General features: G+C 60.7%; 13 protein-coding genes. 3 read left to right on the plus strand and 10 right to left on the minus strand.

What is annotated here, in order from left to right:
* Position 1 precedes the first annotated feature (1 nt).
* From JQS30_RS12305 to secE, 9 genes are all read right to left on the minus strand, one after another.
* Complete coding sequence (locus JQS30_RS12305; RefSeq protein WP_213170546.1) at positions 2 to 3877, minus strand: DNA-directed RNA polymerase subunit beta'; 3876 nt, start codon at positions 3875 to 3877, stop codon at positions 2 to 4.
* Positions 3878 to 3984: 107 nt separating this feature from the next.
* Positions 3985 to 7416, minus strand: a complete 3432-nt coding sequence (gene rpoB, locus JQS30_RS12310) for a DNA-directed RNA polymerase subunit beta (RefSeq protein ID WP_213170547.1) — start codon at positions 7414 to 7416, stop codon at positions 3985 to 3987.
* 1596 nt (positions 7417 to 9012) lie between these two features.
* Entirely contained in the window at positions 9013 to 10146 is a 1134-nt protein-coding gene (locus JQS30_RS12315) for a hypothetical protein (protein ID WP_213170548.1), read from the minus strand.
* A 338-nt stretch (positions 10147 to 10484) separates the two neighbouring features.
* The gene (gene rplL, locus JQS30_RS12320; protein ID WP_213170549.1) at positions 10485 to 10871 is read right to left on the minus strand and encodes a 50S ribosomal protein L7/L12; all 387 of its coding nucleotides are present in this window, start codon (positions 10869 to 10871) and stop codon (positions 10485 to 10487) included.
* Positions 10872 to 10917: 46 nt separating this feature from the next.
* Positions 10918 to 11454, minus strand: a complete 537-nt coding sequence (rplJ, locus tag JQS30_RS12325) for a 50S ribosomal protein L10 (protein ID WP_213170550.1) — start codon at positions 11452 to 11454, stop codon at positions 10918 to 10920.
* Between the two features lie 419 nt (positions 11455 to 11873).
* Complete coding sequence (rplA, locus tag JQS30_RS12330) at positions 11874 to 12572, minus strand: 50S ribosomal protein L1 (RefSeq protein ID WP_213170551.1); 699 nt, start codon at positions 12570 to 12572, stop codon at positions 11874 to 11876.
* Positions 12573 to 12679: 107 nt separating this feature from the next.
* Positions 12680 to 13111 (minus strand): 50S ribosomal protein L11, encoded by a 432-nt coding sequence (gene rplK / locus JQS30_RS12335; protein WP_213170552.1) that lies wholly within the window; start codon positions 13109 to 13111, stop codon positions 12680 to 12682.
* A gap of 433 nt (positions 13112 to 13544) precedes the next feature.
* Positions 13545 to 14303 (minus strand): transcription termination/antitermination protein NusG, encoded by a 759-nt coding sequence (gene nusG / locus JQS30_RS12340; RefSeq protein WP_246498159.1) that lies wholly within the window; start codon positions 14301 to 14303, stop codon positions 13545 to 13547.
* A 407-nt stretch (positions 14304 to 14710) separates the two neighbouring features.
* Positions 14711 to 15010: a preprotein translocase subunit SecE gene (gene secE, locus JQS30_RS12345; RefSeq protein ID WP_213170553.1), complete on the minus strand. Its 300-nt coding sequence runs from the start codon at positions 15008 to 15010 to the stop codon at positions 14711 to 14713.
* A gap of 389 nt (positions 15011 to 15399) precedes the next feature.
* On the opposite strand from secE, the gene JQS30_RS12350 reads away from it, so the two are divergent.
* Positions 15400 to 16359 (plus strand): arsenic resistance protein, encoded by a 960-nt coding sequence (locus tag JQS30_RS12350; RefSeq protein WP_213170554.1) that lies wholly within the window; start codon positions 15400 to 15402, stop codon positions 16357 to 16359.
* Positions 16360 to 16431: 72 nt separating this feature from the next.
* On the opposite strand, the gene JQS30_RS12355 is transcribed toward JQS30_RS12350, so the two are convergent.
* Positions 16432 to 17142, minus strand: a complete 711-nt coding sequence (locus tag JQS30_RS12355) for a TetR/AcrR family transcriptional regulator (RefSeq protein ID WP_213170555.1) — start codon at positions 17140 to 17142, stop codon at positions 16432 to 16434.
* Positions 17143 to 17361: 219 nt separating this feature from the next.
* On the opposite strand from JQS30_RS12355, the gene JQS30_RS12360 reads away from it, so the two are divergent.
* Complete coding sequence (locus JQS30_RS12360; RefSeq protein WP_213170556.1) at positions 17362 to 17625, plus strand: hypothetical protein; 264 nt, start codon at positions 17362 to 17364, stop codon at positions 17623 to 17625.
* A gap of 36 nt (positions 17626 to 17661) precedes the next feature.
* On the plus strand, positions 17662 to 18282 hold the full coding sequence (locus JQS30_RS12365) for a GNAT family N-acetyltransferase (RefSeq protein WP_213170557.1): 621 nt from the start codon (positions 17662 to 17664) through the stop codon (positions 18280 to 18282).
* The last annotated feature ends 106 nt before the right edge of the window (positions 18283 to 18388 follow it).

Raw genomic sequence — 18388 nt, forward strand, 5'->3', positions numbered from 1 at the left:
TCTAGTACTCGTACTCTTCCAGCGGAACTGCCCCACCGGTACCGAACCCGAACGTCGGAGTCGTGTCCTCGTAACCACCCAGGCTGTATACCGCTGCCTTGGCCTCCTCGGTGGGCTCGACCGACACGTTGCGGTACTTGGAAATACCAGTACCGGCCGGGATGAGCTTACCGATGATGACGTTCTCCTTGAGACCAATCAGCGAGTCGGACTTAGCCGAGATAGCAGCCTCGGTCAGCACGCGAGTGGTCTCCTGGAACGATGCCGCCGACAGCCACGACTCGGTGGCCAGCGAAGCCTTGGTGATACCCATCAGCTGCGGGCGGCCGGAGGCCGGCTCGCCGCCAGTGGCAACGATGTTGCGGTTGGACTCTTCGAAGTCCAAGCGGTCCACCAACGAACCGGGCAGGAACTCCGTGGTTCCCGAGTCGATGATCGTGATGCGCTTGAGCATCTGCCGCACCACAACCTCGATGTGCTTGTCGTGAATCATCACGCCCTGCGAGCGATACACTTCCTGGACTTCGCCCACCAAGTGTCGTTGCACCTGGCGCGGGCCCAGCACGCGCAGCAGCTCGTGAGGGTCGATAGTTCCCTCGACCAGCTTCTCACCAACCTCGACATGGTCGCCGTCGGCAATACGCAGACGCAGACGACGCGGAACCTTGTCCACGACAACCTCTTCGGAGCCGTCGTCCGGAGTAAGAACGATCTTGCGGCTCTTCTCGGCGTCCTCGATGCGAACCGTTCCGGAGGCCTCCGCGATCGGGGCCTTACCCTTCGGTACCCGCGCTTCGAAGACTTCCTGCACACGAGGCAGACCCTGCGTGATGTCGTCCCCGGCCACACCACCGGTGTGGAAGGTACGCATCGTCAGCTGGGTACCGGGCTCACCAATCGACTGAGCGGCGATAATACCGACCGCTTCACCAATGTCAACCTTGGTTCCCGTCGCCATCGAGCGGCCGTAGCAAGCCACACACAGGCCCAAGCGGGACTCACAGGTGAGCACGCTGCGCACCCGCACTTCGGAGACGCCCGCGTCGATGAGTCGCTGCACGTTGTCCGGGCCCAAGTCGGCTCCGGCCGCCAGCAGCAGCTCGCCCTTCTCGTCCTCCACGTCGGTGGCGAGAGTACGGGCGTATACGCCCGTCTCCAGCTCATCGTGACCGATGAACTTGCCGTCGACCTCCATGGAGATCGGCAGACGGATGGCGCGGTCGGTCTCACAATCGGGCTCGCGGATGATGACGTCCTGGCTAACGTCCACCAGACGACGGGTCAGGTAACCGGAGTCAGCCGTTCGCAGAGCAGTGTCGGCCAGACCCTTACGCGAACCGTGCGTAGAGATGAAGTACTCCAGCACCGTCAACCCCTCGCGCAGCGAAGACTTGATCGGGCGCGGGATGATCTCACCGTTGGGGTTGGCCACCAGACCACGCATACCGGCGATCTGACGCAGCTGCAGCATGTTACCGCGAGCACCCGAGTTGATCATCTGCCACAGAGAGTTCTCCATCGGCAGTGTCTGCTCCAGGTCACCCATGACCTCGGTCGTGGCCTTGGTCCACAGTTCGGTCAGCTCGCCCCGACGCTCTTCGAGCGTCATCAGACCACGCTGGTACTGCTTCTCGATACGGGCCGCGTCGGCCTCGTAACGTCCAAGAATCTCCTGCTTGTTGGCCGGAGGCACGATGTCTTCGATGCCGATGGTCACGCCCGACCAGCCGGCCCACTTGAACCCGTAGTCCTTCAGCGCGTCCAGGCAAGCGCCCAGCTGCACCTTCGAGTAACGCTCCGAGAGGTCGTTGACGATCTCGGAGAGCTGGCCCTTGCGAACCTCGAAGTTGATGAAACGGTAGGTCGGCGGAAGCGTCTCGTTGAAGATGACCCGGCCCAACGTGGTCTCCACGGTGAGCGCGTCACCCTCGGTCCAGTCCTCCGGCGGAGTCCACGGGGCGACCCCAGGGCCATTGTCCACGTGCACCACGCTGTCGACCCGGATGCGAATCGGGCTTTGCAGATCCAACTCACCACGGTCGAAGGCCATGCGGGCTTCACCATCGTCGACGAAGGAGCGACCCTCACCGACCAGCCCATGACGCATGTGCGTCAAGTGGTACAGACCGATGATCATGTCCTGCGAAGGCAGGGTCACCGGCTTACCATCCGAGGGCTTCAAAATGTTGTTGCTGGAGAGCATCAGAATGCGTGCTTCAGCCTGAGCTTCGGCGGACAGCGGCACGTGCACGGCCATCTGGTCACCGTCGAAGTCGGCGTTGAAAGCGGCACACACCAGCGGGTGGATCTGGATGGCCTTACCCTCGACCAGCTGCGGCTCGAACGCCTGGATACCCAGACGGTGCAGAGTAGGCGCACGGTTGAGCAGCACCGGGTGTTCGGTGATGACCTCTTCGAGCACATCCCACACGACCGGGCGCGAACGCTCGACCATCCGCTTGGCGGACTTGATGTTCTGAGCGTGGTTAAGGTCAACCAGACGCTTCATGACAAAGGGCTTGAACAGCTCCAGGGCCATCTGCTTAGGCAGACCACACTGGTGCAGTTTCAGCTTCGGACCGACCACGATGACCGAACGGCCCGAGTAGTCGACACGCTTACCAAGCAGGTTCTGACGGAAACGACCCTGCTTACCCTTCAACATGTCCGACAGCGACTTCAACGGACGGTTACCCGGTCCAGTCACCGGACGTCCACGACGACCGTTGTCGAACAGGGCGTCGACCGATTCTTGCAACATCCGCTTTTCGTTGGCGACGATGATCTCAGGCGCGCCCAAGTCGATAAGTCGCTTCAGACGGTTGTTGCGGTTGATAACACGGCGATACAGGTCGTTGAGGTCCGAAGTGGCAAAACGGCCACCGTCGAGCTGCACCATCGGGCGCAGCTCCGGCGGAATAACCGGAACGCAGTCGAGCACCATGCCATTGGGCGAGTTGCCCGTGGCCTGGAACGCGGCGACCACCTTGAGGCGCTTGAGCGCCCGCAGCTTCTTCTGGCCCTTGCCCGTGGCAATGACGTGGCGCAGTTCGTGAGCTTCAGCGGTCAGGTCCAGCGTGTCAAGCAGCGTCTGGATGGCCTCGGCGCCCATACCGCCCTCAAAGTACTCGCCGAAGCGGGTACGCAGCTCGCGATAGAGCATTTCGTCACCGACGAGCTGACGGGGGTGCAGCTTGCGGAAGGTGTCCATGACCTCGTCAAGGCGGTCGATCTCCCGCTGTGCCTTGTCGCGGATCTGGCGCATCTCCCGCTCGCCGCCCTCTTTGACCTTGCGGCGAACGTCGGCGCGAGCGCCTTCGTCCTCCAGCTGAACCATGTCGGCCTCAAGCTTGGAAGCGCGCTCCTCGATAGCCATGTCGCGCTGCTGCTCTAGCTGGCGCTTCTCGGCCACGATCTCATTTTCCAACGTGGGCAGTTCGCGAGTGCGAGCCTCATCGTCCACGGCGGTGATGACATAGGAGGCGAAGTAAATGACCTTCTCAAGGTCCTTCGGGGCCAAGTCCAACAGGTAGCCCAGGCGCGAGGGCACGCCCTTGAAGTACCAAATGTGGGTGACCGGAGCGGCTAGCTCAATGTGGCCCATCCGCTCACGACGCACCTTGGAACGCGTGACCTCCACGCCACAGCGTTCACAAATGATGCCCTTGAAGCGAATACGCTTGTACTTACCGCAGTAGCATTCCCAGTCACGGGTGGGGCCGAAGATCTTTTCGCAGAACAGACCATCCTTTTCCGGCTTCAGCGTCCGGTAGTTGATGGTTTCGGGCTTCTTGACCTCACCGTGCGACCATTGCCGAATGTGCTCGGCCGTGGCCAGACCGATTTTTAGCTCGTCGAAGAAGTTGACGTCGAGCAACTCATTTCCCCTTGCGTAATAGAGCCTTTCTCGGGCTCTTAAAAGCCTGTGTTACCGATTTTGAGGATGGTGGGACGAGCCTTGACCCGCCCCACCACTGAACTCGCTTAAGCTCCTTCGAGATCGACGCTGGAGGGTTCATCCCTCGACAGGTCGATGCCGAGCTCTTCGGCTGCACGGAATACTTCGTCGTCGGTTTCGGTCAGCTGTACCGACTTACCGTCGGAGGACAAAACCTCGACATTGAGGCACAGCGACTGCAGTTCCTTCAACAGCACCTTGAACGACTCAGGGATACCGGGTTCGGGAACGTTCTCGCCCTTCACAACCGCTTCGTAGACCTTGACGCGGCCGACCACGTCGTCGGACTTGATGGTCAACAGCTCCTGTAGCGCGTAAGCCGCGCCATAGGCCTGCATGGCCCAACATTCCATTTCTCCGAAACGCTGCCCACCGAACTGAGCCTTACCGCCCAGCGGCTGCTGGGTGATCATGGAGTACGGACCGGTGGACCGGGCGTGAATCTTGTCGTCAACCATGTGGTTGAGCTTCAAGATGTACATGTAACCCACACTGATCGGGCTGGGGAACGGCTCCCCGGTACGGCCGTCGAACAACTTGGCCTTACCAGAGCGTCCCACCATGCGCTCACCATCGCGGTTGGGCAGAGTGCTTTCCAGCAGACCCTGCACCTCGTCGGGGTTGGACCCGTCGAAGATCGGCGTGGCGACCTTGGTGCCCGGTTCGCTGGTGTCGGCGTCAATGTCCTTAAGAGCCTGCTGCCACTGCTCGTCGAAATTCTCGACCTTCCACCCGGCTTTGGCGGCCCACCCAAGGTGGACTTCCAGTACCTGACCGATGTTCATACGGCCAGGCACACCCAGCGGGTTGAGGATGATGTCGACGGGAGTGCCGTCCGAGAGGAACGGCATGTCCTCGGCTGGGACGATCTTGGAGATAACACCCTTGTTGCCGTGACGTCCGGCCAGCTTGTCGCCATCGGAGATCTTGCGCTTCTGGGCGATGTAGACGCGCACCATCTCGTTGACACCGGGGGACAGTTCATCGCCGTCCTCACGGTTGAAGGTGCGCACTCCGATGACCGTTCCCGACTCGCCGTGCGGCACCTTCAAAGAGGTGTCGCGCACTTCGCGGGCCTTCTCACCGAAGATCGCACGCAGGAGTCGTTCCTCCGGCGTCAGTTCGGTCTCACCCTTGGGCGTGACCTTACCGACCAAAATGTCACCGTCTTGGACCTCGGCACCGATACGGATGATGCCGCGCTCGTCCAAGTCCGACAGCATTTCCTCGCCGACGTTGGGGATATCGCGGGTGATCTCCTCGGGCCCCAGCTTGGTGTCACGGGCATCGACCTCGTGCTCATCGATGTGAATCGAGGTGAGCACGTCATCTTCGACCAGACGGTTGGACAAGATGATGGCGTCTTCAAAGTTCTGACCCTCCCAGGCCATGAACGCCACCAACAGGTTCTTACCCAGCGCCATTTCACCGTTGTCGGTACAAGGACCGTCGGCGATCTGCTGACCGGCCTCGACCCTCTCCCCCTCGGTGACCAATGGGATCTGGTTAATACAGGTACCGGCGTTGGAACGGCGGAACTTGTGCAGCAGGTAGGTACGGCGGTATCCGTCGTCCTGGTGGATCGTGATGTAGTCGGCCGAGGAGTCCTCGACGACACCGCTGGCTTCGGCGATAACGACATCGCCGGCGTCGATGGCGGCACGGTACTCCATGCCGGTTCCCACCAACGGCGAGTCCGTCTTGATCAACGGCACGGCCTGACGCTGCATGTTGGCGCCCATGAGCGCACGGTTGGCGTCATCGTGCTCCAAGAACGGCACCATCGCGGTGGCCACGGAGTTCATCTGCCGCGGCGAGACGTCCATGTAGTCGACCTCAGCCTGAGCGACCAGTTCGAACTCTCCACCCCGACGACGACACAGCACCTCGTCCTCGGCCAGCGAGCCGTCAGGATTGAGCTTCGTGTTCGCCTGGGCGATGATGAGGCGGTCCTCTTCATCGGCGGTCAGATAGTCCACGTGGTCGGTCGCGACGCCGTCAACGATCTTGCGGTAAGGCGTCTCGATAAACCCGAACGGGTTCACGCGGGCATACGTCGACATGGTGCCGATCAGTCCGATGTTCGGACCTTCCGGCGTCTCGATCGGGCACATACGTCCATAGTGAGACGGGTGCACGTCTCGCACGTCCATGCCAGCGCGGTCACGGGCCAGACCACCGGGTCCCAGCGCCGAGAGTCGCCGACGGTGGGTCAGACCGGCGATCGGGTTGACCTGGTCCATGAACTGCGACAGCTGGCTGGTTCCGAAGAACTCGCGGATCGCGGCCACGACCGGGCGGATGTTGATCAGCGTCTGCGGAGTGATCGCCTCCACGTCCTGGGTCGTCATGCGCTCGCGCACGACGCGCTCCATACGCGAAAGACCGACCCGGATCTGGTTTTGAATCAGCTCGCCAACGGTGCGCAGACGACGGTTACCGAAGTGGTCGATGTCGTCGGCGTCGTATCCGGACTCGCCCGCGTGCAGGCGCAGCATGTACTCGATGGTCGAGGCCAGGTCGGCTTCGGTGAGTACTCCGGTGGAGATGGGCAGTTCAAGCTCAAACTTCTTGTTGACCTTGTAACGACCCACTTTGGCCAAGTCGTAGCGCTTCGGGTTGAAGAACAGGTTGTCCAGCAGCGTCTGGGCGTTGTCCTTCGTCGGCGGCTCACCTGGGCGCAGCTTGCGATAGATGTCCAGCAGCGCCTCGTCTTGGGCGTTGATGGAGTCCTTTTCCAGCGTGGCCATCATGAGTTCGGACCAGCCGAACTTTTCGCGGATCTGGTCGGCGGTCCAGCCGATGGCTTTGAGCAGGACGGTGACGGCCTGGCGACGCTTACGGTCGATGCGGACACCGACAGTTTCACGCTTGTCGATGTCCAGTTCCAGCCAGGCACCGCGACCGGGAATGACCTTGACCGAGGTCAAGTCACGGTCGGAGGTCTTGTCCGGCTGCTTGTCGAAATATACGCCGGGGGACCGGACGAGCTGGCTGACCACGACTCGCTCGGTTCCATTGATAATGAAGGTTCCCTTGGGCGTCATCATGGGGAAATCACCCATGAAGACCGTCTGGCTCTTGATCTCGCCCGTGGTGTGGTTGATGAATTCGGCCGTAACGAACAACGGCGCGCAATAAGTGAGGTCCTTCTCGCGGCACTCCTCGATGGGAGCCTTGACCTCGTCGAAGCGAGGGTTGGAGAAGGACAGGGACATCGTGCCCGAGAAGTCTTCAATCGGGCTGATCTCTTCTAGGATCTCGTCCAGACCACATTTGGCGTCGTCGCCGGCTGACTGCCGGTAAGCGTCGTTTCCGATGAGCCAGTCGAACGAACTGGTCTGTAGCGCCAGTAGGTCCGGGACTTCCAGTTGCTCATCGATCCTGCCGAATGACAGACGGCGAGGTGCGTGCTTGCTTTTGCTGAAGCTGGTCTTGCCAGTGCGGGAAGCTGCCAAGATTCGTCCTTCCGAGGACCTGAGTGTGTATCGACCGTCATTGCTACCTCATCGGTGACCATCACGTTGGTTGTTAACACCCAGGATTGATCATCTGCGGACACGGTTCCGGCCCCAGATTCGACACTCTGGAATGAACCAGGTGGCGTATCCGTTGACCGAAGGTGTCCAGATGCCAAACCCGCCGTCGGGATTACGTTCGCACTTGCGCAGGCTCCCGGGGGGAACCCACCTGGTGACAAGAATGCCGGTCAGGTGCCAGTGCTGAATCCGTCGGGCCCGTCGTACGCAGACGATGCCGACAGTTGGAGTGCGGACACTTCCGACGCGAGCATGAAGGAGAACCTGAAAAGACCCACCAATGATCAACGCCAAACCACGAGAACGATTTACTGTGGTGCGAAATGACCTGACAACCCTACTGTCAGACGCCTGTCGCCAACGACATGAAGGCGCGAGAAGGCAGCGCAACTTAGCAGTCTATACGGCAGCTGACCGGATGTCAATTGACCCCCGGCGTCGTGGTGGCTAAAGCGGATGTGATCTCTGCCGCGCCCGTAGCTGCCTCGCCTTCCTTGGGTTCGTGTCAGCCAGTGGTGGGTTGCCTGGATCACGCGGTGGGTGCGTGATGACGCTCGCTGACAGTGTCGTACTTATCTTTCCCGCGGTTCGCCGCAGCTGTGAGGCATATCGCCCTCACGCGCGGTGAACCTGGTTGGTTACGCAAACAGTTTGCCTTGTTCGCAGTCACATCGTCAAGTGTCGCAGCGGCTTTGGACACCCCGGGGCTCACGAACGCTCACTCAACGTCAGGAATAGCAGCAGGACAGAGGCCGATTGGCGGCGAATGAGCAGCCCGGATTCTCTTCGGATAATTCTGGGCCGTTTGCCTCATGTGGGGTGATCTGGCGTAGAAGAAGAGGCGAATGCGCCAACGCGGAGACATTTTTAGGGGGTGCCGGTTACCGGCACCCCCTTCTTCCATCGTCTCGGCGAGCAATCCCCTCCATAGCTCGCCGCCCACGACGGACATAACCAGGCTCGTAGCGTGCCTGCCGACCGGCGCCTGTTGCTCCCCTAAGCAACGAGCGCCCCCCTTGGTCGGCGGTGGCACTCTCACGCGAGCCTTTGAGAAAAGTCCATCTGAGCGCAGTTTCGTGCGACCGGTTGCGTTCAGTTCTCTCGGTTCGTCGTTGCGAACTCAACGCACCGCGGCAGTGGTCAATCACCAGAGCCCTTGACCGTATCGCGGTTGTCAAGAGCTTCGCGTTGGTGCTTCGTTGCCCCAGCCACGTCCTGGAACTCATGCTCCACAACGCGATGGCGTGCTGAAGTCAACGACCCCGCGCGTATCGCGCTACAAAAATCTGACGCGCCGCAGCGGCAATCGGTTCCCTCGTGACGTGAACCAAATGGCTGTATCAGATAAACGATCCCGGCTGAGGTAAGTTACGCCCCAGCGGCATGGGCCTTTAGTGACGCCCATCCCCTCCATAGTGGTGACCCACCGTGGCCTCGGGCAGGGGGGCCACAGCCCATAAAGGTGGGGCCGGTGCGGTTGCGTAGCAACCGCACCGGCCCCACCGAAGCGTTAGGCTATTGCGACAAAAGCGCTTGCAGATCTTGCAAGTGTTCCTTCATTTGGTCTTGCCAGGCGACAAACTCGGATTCGAGATCGCGCATTTGCTCCAGCTGTAGTTCCAACCAGGCACCTCCGATCACATCAGACGCCTCGGTCTCCTCGTTGCATTCGGCGAAGGTCCCGGCCAGGTCGAACTCGTGGGCGCGGATCTCCTCGTAATCACTCAACGAAGGGTCCGGGCTCGGCCCTTGGTACCAATCATCCGATCCCAGAGCCTCGGAGGTACCGAAGTAGAGCATGGTGAAATACACATCGACCTGCATGGCCCCCTGCTCGTCGAACTCCCATTCCCCCTGGCCATTGTCGGCCAGACACGTCTCGAAGGCCAGCTGAGTCTCGACGACCTCGTCGGTACGCATGGACTCAACCTGCTCGTTCCACGTCATCAGCTGCGGCATTTCCGGCCGATACGTGAAATAGGACCATTCATCGTCAGTGACCGTTTCAGAGACGATTTGTCCACCGCCATAGACCGCGTCAACCATGTCGCCCTTACAGCCCTCAGGTTTGGGCTCAGTCCCCATGGAGCCCGTCTCAGAGACGGCGTCTTCCTCAACCTCCTGCACCAACCAAGGGCTGCGATACTCCATCAGCTCCGTGCCATACAGGGCCGTATAGTAGTCGCGCTGATAGTCAGCTGGCTGCTCGAAAAACTCGTAGTTGTCCGAGCCACGTTGAGGTCCATCGCCAGGCCCCTCGCCGCTCTGGGGAGCTTCACGCCACATGCCGAAGGCGTTCTCCTCAGCTTCTTCAACCGAGAGCAATACCGGCATCGATGGGTTCTCTTCGGTGAGATTGTCGCGCTCAGGTTCAGGATGAGCTTCGGTCTCTAGCGGGTCATGAATATCAAAACCCTGGTCCTCCATACATTGGCGCAGGAAGCGAGCTTCATGCTCCGAAAGCTGATTCTCCAGATCAATCCCATCGTTGAGAATCTGGAGGTATTTGCTCTCCTCGGGGTTACGCTCGTCGCTGTCATCGCCTCCGAAGACGCCACATCCGCTGCCAAGGGCCACAACCAATGCGGCTCCCGTCGCCACCGTGATTTTGGTTCGCCTGCCAGTACCGATGCGATGAGGACTAGACATGGGGTGCCTCCCGGGGATCGAAGAAATGTGAGATTGGGGTGACTTCAAGGTAATCGTCTGTGGCTGGTTTCAGGTTGCGTGAGCGTAACAATTTTTTGCATATGCCGCCAAGGCCACGGACACGACAAAAGGGGGCACGCCCCGCATTGGGACGTGCCCCCTTCACAAGCCAGATATCGGCCGGACCGATATCGCGCTCTCACAAGAAGTTCTCAGACGAAGCGATACTCGCTCACGTCGGCTCATGCACCAAGGTGCACCTCGACCTGCGCATAAGGGCAACTATCGCCCGCGCTGGCGCGCGTGGAGACTATATGAGAGCCGAGGCTCGCCAGGAATTACTTGAGGGAGACGGTGGCGCCAACGGCCTCGAGGGCCTCTTTGGCCTTCTCGGCGTCTTCCTTCTTGGCGCCCTCGAGGACGGCCTTCGGCACACCCTCGACGAGCTCCTTGGCTTCCTTGAGACCCAGGCTCGTGAGGCCACGGACCTCTTTGATGACCTTGATCTTTCCGTCGCCAACGGACTCGAGAACGACGTCGAACTCGGTCTTCTCGGCAGCGGCTTCTTCACCACCGGCGGCGGCGCCACCAGCAGCGGCTACGGCTACGGGGGCGGCGGCGGTGACGTCGAAGGTCTCTTCGAATTCCTTGACGAACTCGGACAGCTCCAGGAGGGTCATTTCCTTGAACGCGTCGAGCAGCTCTTCTGTGGACAGCTTAGCCATGGTGTTTCCTTCCAGTAAGTCGTTTGAGATGGGCGTGCGAGTGTGCTTACTCGCCCGCGGCTTCCTTTTTGTCGCGAAGGGCGGCGGACATACGCGCCACCTGAGACGCCGGAGCGGCGAACAGGCCAGCGGCCTTCTGCAAATTGCCCTTCATCGCGCCGGCAAGCTTGGCCAGCAGTACTTCGCGGCTCTCGAGGTCGGCGATCTTCTGGAAGTCGTCAGTGGACAGGGTCTTCCCGTCCATGACGCCACCCTTGATCACCAAGGCCTCGTTTTCTTTGGCGAAGTTCTTCAGACCTTTGGCGGCCTCGACCGGGTCACCTTCGATAAAGGTGATGGCCGTGGGACCGGTGAAAAGGTCTTCGAGGTCGGTCAGACCGGCCTCGGCGGCAGCTCGCTTGGCGAGGGTGTTCTTCGTTACCTGGTAACGGTTACCCTCACCGAGGGAACGGCGGAGCTGTGCGAGCTGGTCAACGGTCAGACCACGGTACTCGGTGAGTACGGCGGCGTTTGACTTGTTGAAGCTCTCGGTCAACTCGGCGACAGCAGCTTTTTTAGCTGCGAGGATTTCCTTCTCAGCCATGCTTCCCTCCTCTCTTCGGCTGAATCCAACCTGATTTCCGTTCGTAGAGGAGGCACAAAAAAATGCGCCCCTCTGCACGGGACGCGGCATGGCACTACTAGACACCAATGGGTGTGAAGAGTGTTTCTACTCGCCCTGCGCAGGTCGCCCGCCCGGGTTCCCACTCGTGTGAGTCACGAGCACATGGGAAGTGGGGCTGAACTTTCGGCCGACACTTGGTCGGCGACCAACGGTCTTCGGGTATTGGAAAACTACGTAAGCCTAGCAGGGACAACACTAGACAGATGGGGGCGGGGGCCCACAGTGGGCCAGATAACTTTCCCAGGCACCAGATACAAAAGGTGGGTGTGCCTCGTCCCTGGACGAGGCACACCCACCTCACTATTCATGGCTCCTAGATTAGGGAGCCACGTCGTTGACTAGGCCGTGACAGCGGACTTCGAGGGGTCAACCGGGATGCCCGGGCCCATCGTCGTCGTCAGCGTGACCTTCTTGAGGTAGACGCCCTTCGAGCTGCCGGGCTTCAGACGCTGTACTTCTTCCAACGCCGCCACGTAGTTCTCGGCGATCTGCTCAGCGGTGAAGCTGGACTTGCCGATGATGAAGTGCAGGTTGGAGTGCTTGTCAACGCGGAAGGTGATCTTTCCGCCCTTGATCTCAGCGATGGCCTTGGCCGGGTTCGGCGTGACAGTGCCGGTTTTCGGGTTCGGCATCAGACCGCGCGGGCCCAGGATTCGCGCGATGCGACCGATCTTGGCCATCTGGTCAGGCGTGGCGACAGCGGCGTCAAAGTCGAGCCAGCCGTCCTGGATCTTCTTGACCAAGTCGTCGGAACCGACCTCGTCCGCTCCAGCCTCGGTAGCGGCCTCAGCGGCCTCTCCGGCGGCAAACGCGATGACGCGGACAGTCTTACCGGTCCCGTGCGGGAGGCTGACGGTTCCGCGAACCAGCTGGTCGGCCTGGCGCGGGTCGACGCCCAGACGCATGGCGACCTCAACGGTGGAGTCAAACTTGACTCCGGAGGTTTCCTTAGCCAGCGTCGCCGCTTCCAGCGGGCCGTAAAGCTTGGACTTGTCGACCTTCTTGGCCGACTCCTTGTAGGTTTTCGAGCGCTTCATTTACGCATCCTTCTCAAACTGGATGTTGTGGTGAGGGCATGGCGCAAGGCCCTGCCACGGGCGGTTGCCCGTCACCGACTCAAAAGGTCGGCGGGCGACCGGATGATTTAGCTGTTGACGTTGATACCCATGGAGCGGGCGGTGCCAGCCACGATCTTGGCGGCGGCGTCGATGTCGTTGGCGTTGAGGTCCGACATCTTCTTTTCGGCGATCTCGCGGACCTGGTCCATGGTGACCGTTCCGACTTTGTTGCGGTGCGGTTCGCCGGAGCCTTTCTGCACGCCAGCAGCCTTCATCAGCAGCTTGGCCGCAGGTGGGGTCTTCAGCTTGAAGTCAAAAGACCGGTCTTCGTATACGGAGATCTCGGCCGGGACGATCTCACCACGCTGGTTCTCCGTGGCCGCGTTGTAGGCCTTGCAGAACTCCATGATGTTGACGCCGTGCTGACCGAGCGCAGGACCCACAGGCGGAGCGGGAGTGGCTGCGCCACCCGCCAGCTCCAGTTTGAAGGTCACAACAAGCTTCTTGTTAGGAGCCATTGTCTTCTTTCCTGGGCGACACAGGAGTGAGCCATAAGAGGCACCCCTGCTGGATTTACCGTGAATCAACCCGTCGGGAGACGGGTCGTGATGAGCTGTTGCCAGCTCTGACGTGCCCTGAGTGTGCTGCGAGGCCCCTTGGCCTCACCATGCGAATTCAGGGCAACTTCCCTAGGGTACCTGGTGGTTTACCTCCCCCTAGTACTGAGGTGGGTGAGGTGCGCCACCGGCGAGGCCTCGGTGGTGCTATGCGCAAGGCCCGCCTAGGAAGCCCGTGGGCGATCGCGCCTTGCCGGCCCACATCGCAGACGAAGGCCCATCGGCCCAGCTGAGCGCCAGGTTCGAGGCCAAGGAGCATCCACAATTGTGGAATTCACTCCCGTGGCCTCGAGGCCTGGCCCGCGCTGGACGGATGGGCCCCGCTCGTACTTGCTTAGATCTTGGAGACCTGGTTGAAGTTAAGCTCAACCGGAGTTTCACGTCCAAAGATCGACACAAGCACCTTTAGCTTTTGCTGTTCGGCATTGATCTCAGAAATCGTGGCTGGCATCGAGGCAAAGGCACCGTCGACCACAGTCACCGACTCGCCCTCTTCGAAGTCAACCTTGATCTTCGGCTCGCTACTGGAGGCCGTGTCGGACTCGTCGCTAGTGGTCTCCTTCTCCGGCGGCAACAACCACTGGATGACCTCATCCAAAGGCAGCGGGGAGGGACGGTCGGCACGGTCGATGACGCCCACGAAACCGGTCACTCCCGGGGTATTACGCACGACCGAATACGACTCAGGAGTCAGTTCCATGCGGACCAGGACATAGCTGGGGAATACTTTGGCCTCGACTTTGGACCGCTTGCCGTTCTTGATTTCCACCTCAGTGTGGGTGGGGACTTCAATCTGGTAGATGAAGTCTTCCATGTCGAAGCTCTGGATGCGACTTTCCAAGTTCGACCGAACCCGGTTCTCAAAGCCCGCATAGGAATGCAACACGTACCACTCACCGGGGGCGAACCGCAGTTGAGCACGCAGTTCGGCGGCCCGGTCCACCTCGGGGGCCTCGTCGGCAGTTTCTTCCTCGGCCGACGCGGTCTCGTCGGTCGACACGGCCTCGTCCGCGGTCGAGGGCGTGCTCTCCGGCACCGGGGAGGTCACCTCGTCAGTCGCGTCGTTCTTTGCCGCCTCGTCGAACTCAGACACGCTCAAGCTCACATTCCTTCTTCACATCTGCCGCCGTTGGAGCCCCCACGGCGGCTATAGACAAATAAATGGCACCAGTGTTACGCAGACTGCGTCCTACACTGATCGCACCATTATCAGACTAGCTGGTAGGAGTAGTCGGGTTGACTTAGGCACAGAGAATCAGCCATAAATCACCCAGCGAGACCAATCCCGACACTCCTTGGCGGTGCCGGAATTGCAGCCTCGACGGCTATGGCATGGGCGTGGAGTCGTCCGCGCTCATGCGAAGGATCAACACTCGACCGGCTGGGCCGGTCAACGATGGGGTGAAAGGCTTGCGCACTAGCGGATTCAGGAACCGCCGGAGGCACATTTGAAACCCTGGAGGAACCGGAAAAATACTCCCGCGCAAAAGCCGGAAGGGTTTAGCTAACACCGAATGCGCGCTGCATGAGGTCGCCGAAGAGCATGTCCAGGACACCGATGTAGCTCATGATGACCAAGACAAAGATCAACACCACGATCGAGTAGGTGATGAGCTGTTTCTTCGTCGGATAGACGACTTTGCGAAGCTGCTCGACAACCTCACGGAAGAACATGGTGACCTTGCCGACCGGGCCCTTGCGCTTGTCGGACTTACGGCCCTTTCGGCCCGATGTGCCCTTTTTGCCTTTCGGGCTGTCAGCGGCCTCAGCGTTGTCGGAGCGGCTAGTCTCGTCGGCCACGTCAGCTTCCTCCAGAGTTAATTGCGCATTCGCCATTGGGGGTCACAATAGCTCCCGACTTAGTAGGGATCGGGCAGCAGCTTTGACAGCATACCTGACCGGCAGAGGGGTATCTCTGGCCCGCCTGTGGGGAGCCTAACGTAACCCCGATTCGACGTCGTAGTGGGATGAGTCGCAATCTGCGCCCATCCGGCCAGCTGTACGACAACTCACCCCATACTGGCCCGAGCCGGGCTCGTCCGGAGCCCTACTCCAGCCCAGGAACTGCCGCCAAGACGAACGGCGAACCGTACCCGTTGTCGCCTCCCCGTTAATCTGAGCCGCACGGCGATCCACTCCGGCTCATTCGGTCGCACCCGAGACCGGTTTAGCGAGGCCAAGGAGATCCATTGAGCACATGGGAGCGGCTACAAAGCCTCTTTGTGGCCACAGCGGCAGCGGCAGGGCTCGCCGCCGGTTGGCTATGGCCGGTGGGCGAACTAGCCGGTCACCTCGTCTTGCCCTCCCTCATGCTCATGCTGGTCGCCATCTTCACCCAAATCGACACCGCTGACCTCCGCCACGCGCGCCGCGCACATAGGGTTGTGGGCGCGAGCCTCGTCCTCAACTTCCTCTTCACCCCCGCTCTAGCCTGGGCGCTCGGAGCGGGACTACTGGGAGACTCACCAGACTTGCGAATCGGCCTCCTGCTGCTTCTAGTCACCCCCTGCACCGACTGGTACCTCGTCTTCACCGGCCTCGCCCGCGGCCACCTGGGGATTGCCGCCGCTATATTGCCCATCAATCTGGTACTCCAACTACTGTTGCTGCCTCTCTATGTCCTCCTGCTCGGAGGCGAAGCCGCAATGATCGACAGCCGGACCCTGATCGGAGCCGTCGTCCTCGTCCTGGTGATCCCACTGGTCGTCGCAGTGCTGCTCAGAGCCGCATCCGGTCGCGGTAAAACCGGTCCCCGACGTCGCGCACTCCTCATAGATCGGGCGTCCCGCATCGTGCTTCCCTTGCTGTACGTCGCCATATTCGCAATGTTCGCCTGGCAGTCGGCCATCGTGACCTCGCATGCGAGGGACCTTCTGGCGTTGCTGCTCCCACTGGGTCTGTTTTTCCTCATCGTTCCAATCGTGGCCACCCGGACCGCCCACACAATGGGGCTGGAACGAGACCAGCGGGCCACGCTGGTCATGACGAGCGTGGCCCGCAACTCCCCCATCGCGCTGGCGGTGGCCGTGGCCGCGTTCCCCGACCGCCCCCTGATCGCGGTCGCGCTCGTGGCCGGGCCACTCATAGAGTTGCCGGTGCTGGCCGTTCTCAGCCAATGGCTGCGAGGCGCGTCTGGGCCTCGACGTTAGCTCCTCCTCGATACACCGTGACCCGCGACTGGCCCCGCTACGACGAACCTGCTCGATACCGGGTTTGGCTGCCTAAAGACGGTGGTCTCTCTGGGAAAAGAAATAGTGCTCAATACCGTCGAGAACCCGAGCCAAGCCGTATTCGAACCATTGGTCGAAGCCCAAAAGCACATCGTCCTTGTCAGTGAGCCGCTGAGGATGCGCAGAGTTCTCAGCCAGGGGAAATTGGGAAGCCAGGTGAGGGAATCTGCCGCTGGCCAGCTGATCGGAAAACTCCTCGAAGCGCCGCGTCGAGTCGTAGGGCACCACATCGCCTGCGGTGGAGGCGATGGCATCGATCGAGGGGTCCTCGGAGGCGGGGAGCATGGCCGCACCCTGCACGTAAGCGCTCAAAGTGAGATAGAGCCACATAGGGTCTCGACGTTCGCACGCGACCACATTCGCGAGAATTGCCATCGTTCGTTCGACGGCCTGCAACAGCCGTGGGGTCAATGGCGGCCGACTCTGCGCGAGGAGCCCCAGCAGCCACGGATGCCTGCGGTAGAGCCGCCACTCCTGGCGGGCCTCGTATTCCAGTTGCGCACGCCAACCAGCTGGTTCCACCTGCGGCCGCTCATAGGACGACAGCACCTGTTCGACCATGGCGGAGACGAGATCGAACTTGGAGGGAAAGAACCGATAGAGCGTCATGGTGGCGACTCCAAGTTTTGACGCGACGCGACGCATCGTCACCGAGGCGATGCCTTCGGCGTCGGCCAAGGAGATCGCCTGTTTCCAAATCACCTCGGCAGTGAGAGTTCCCGGGTGGGGCCTCCCAGGTCGGGATACATCCGTTGGCTGTGCGAAAGCCGCTGCCTTGCGACGACGGTACGCGCGAGCTTGACAGGACCGTGAACAGTATCGACGGCGGCGACCTCGATTAATCTGCGTGAGCTGGCGTCCGCACTGCTCGCACTGGGACTCCGGACTCATCTTCCTCCTTTTCATCACGGCGCTTTAACCGTGACGAAACTGTGGAACGGCGTGTTCAACACGGATATTTTTGGCAAATGCGCGAAATACAGCGTACAAACCACTGGGCGGGCATCGCCTGTGAACCTCGCGAAATCCGGCCAAACGCGAGACATCGAAGTGTCGATGAGGCGCATGAAACAACTTGAAACTCTCGGCCATCTCACCCAGGTGATCGCACAACCACCCGCACGTCGAAGGCAGACGCGCCAGACTAAGTTCGGCGACCGCATCGAAACCGGACACGTCCCATAGACGACACCCTGAAAAGGACCCAAGGGAGCAGCAACGATGAATGACATAAAGGTGTGGAAAGCCGGACCCGACGACATTGACCACGTCACCGAGGTCGTCACTCGGGCTGGAGCCGATGAAGAGGTTTCCCGGTGGCTCATGCGAGGCCTCAGCGAAGACCAAATCAAGGAATACGTCGGTTTGACGAAGGACTCATATATCAAGCCTGCGTTGACCAACGACGAAGTACTCCTCGCCTCAGACGCCTCCGGTGACATTGCCGGCTTTTCGATCTGGATGGCGATGGAATCCAATGAACGGTTCCACAACAAAGCCCAACACCTGCGCGGGGCCACAGCGCAACCAGGACAAACGATTCTCGAACGCCTGCTCGTGGTGACCGAAAGAAGCAACCAACACCGGCCCTCGACGCCACACCTGTACTTGCAGTCGATCGCCGTCGCCCCCACTCATCGAGGGCAAGGAGTGGGCGGGGCGCTCCTGCGCCACCGACTGGAAAACGCAGACCACGACCATCAACCGGTGTACCTAGAAGCCTCGACAAGGCGCAGTAAAGCCCTCTACGAACGCCACGGATTCACCGCAATGGGCTCTGTGGTGACCTTGCCCGAAGGGCCCCAACTGCAACCGATGTGGCGTGAACCAAAGCGCATCTGAAACCCACCTGCAATCGCCACAAGCAACCAGCTAGCGCCTCCCCCGTAGGTCGTCAAGCGGTGCCCGGGTACCGACCGGGCACCGCTTGACTCACGCTTCGGGAACT

The organism is Natronoglycomyces albus (assembly GCF_016925535.1).
Taxonomy (GTDB): Bacteria; Actinomycetota; Actinomycetes; order Mycobacteriales; family Micromonosporaceae; genus Natronoglycomyces; species Natronoglycomyces albus.

Coding starts and splice junctions, on each gene's coding strand:
- rplK (WP_213170552.1), bottom strand. CDS start 13,111: ATGGCTCCTAACAAGAAGCTTGTTGTGACCTTCAAACTGGAGCTGGCG.
- JQS30_RS12315 (WP_213170548.1), bottom strand. CDS start 10,146: ATGTCTAGTCCTCATCGCATCGGTACTGGCAGGCGAACCAAAATCACG.
- rplA (WP_213170551.1), bottom strand. CDS start 12,572: ATGAAGCGCTCGAAAACCTACAAGGAGTCGGCCAAGAAGGTCGACAAG.
- rplL (WP_213170549.1), bottom strand. CDS start 10,871: ATGGCTAAGCTGTCCACAGAAGAGCTGCTCGACGCGTTCAAGGAAATG.
- JQS30_RS12365 (WP_213170557.1), top strand. CDS start 17,662: ATGAATGACATAAAGGTGTGGAAAGCCGGACCCGACGACATTGACCAC.
- rplJ (WP_213170550.1), bottom strand. CDS start 11,454: ATGGCTGAGAAGGAAATCCTCGCAGCTAAAAAAGCTGCTGTCGCCGAG.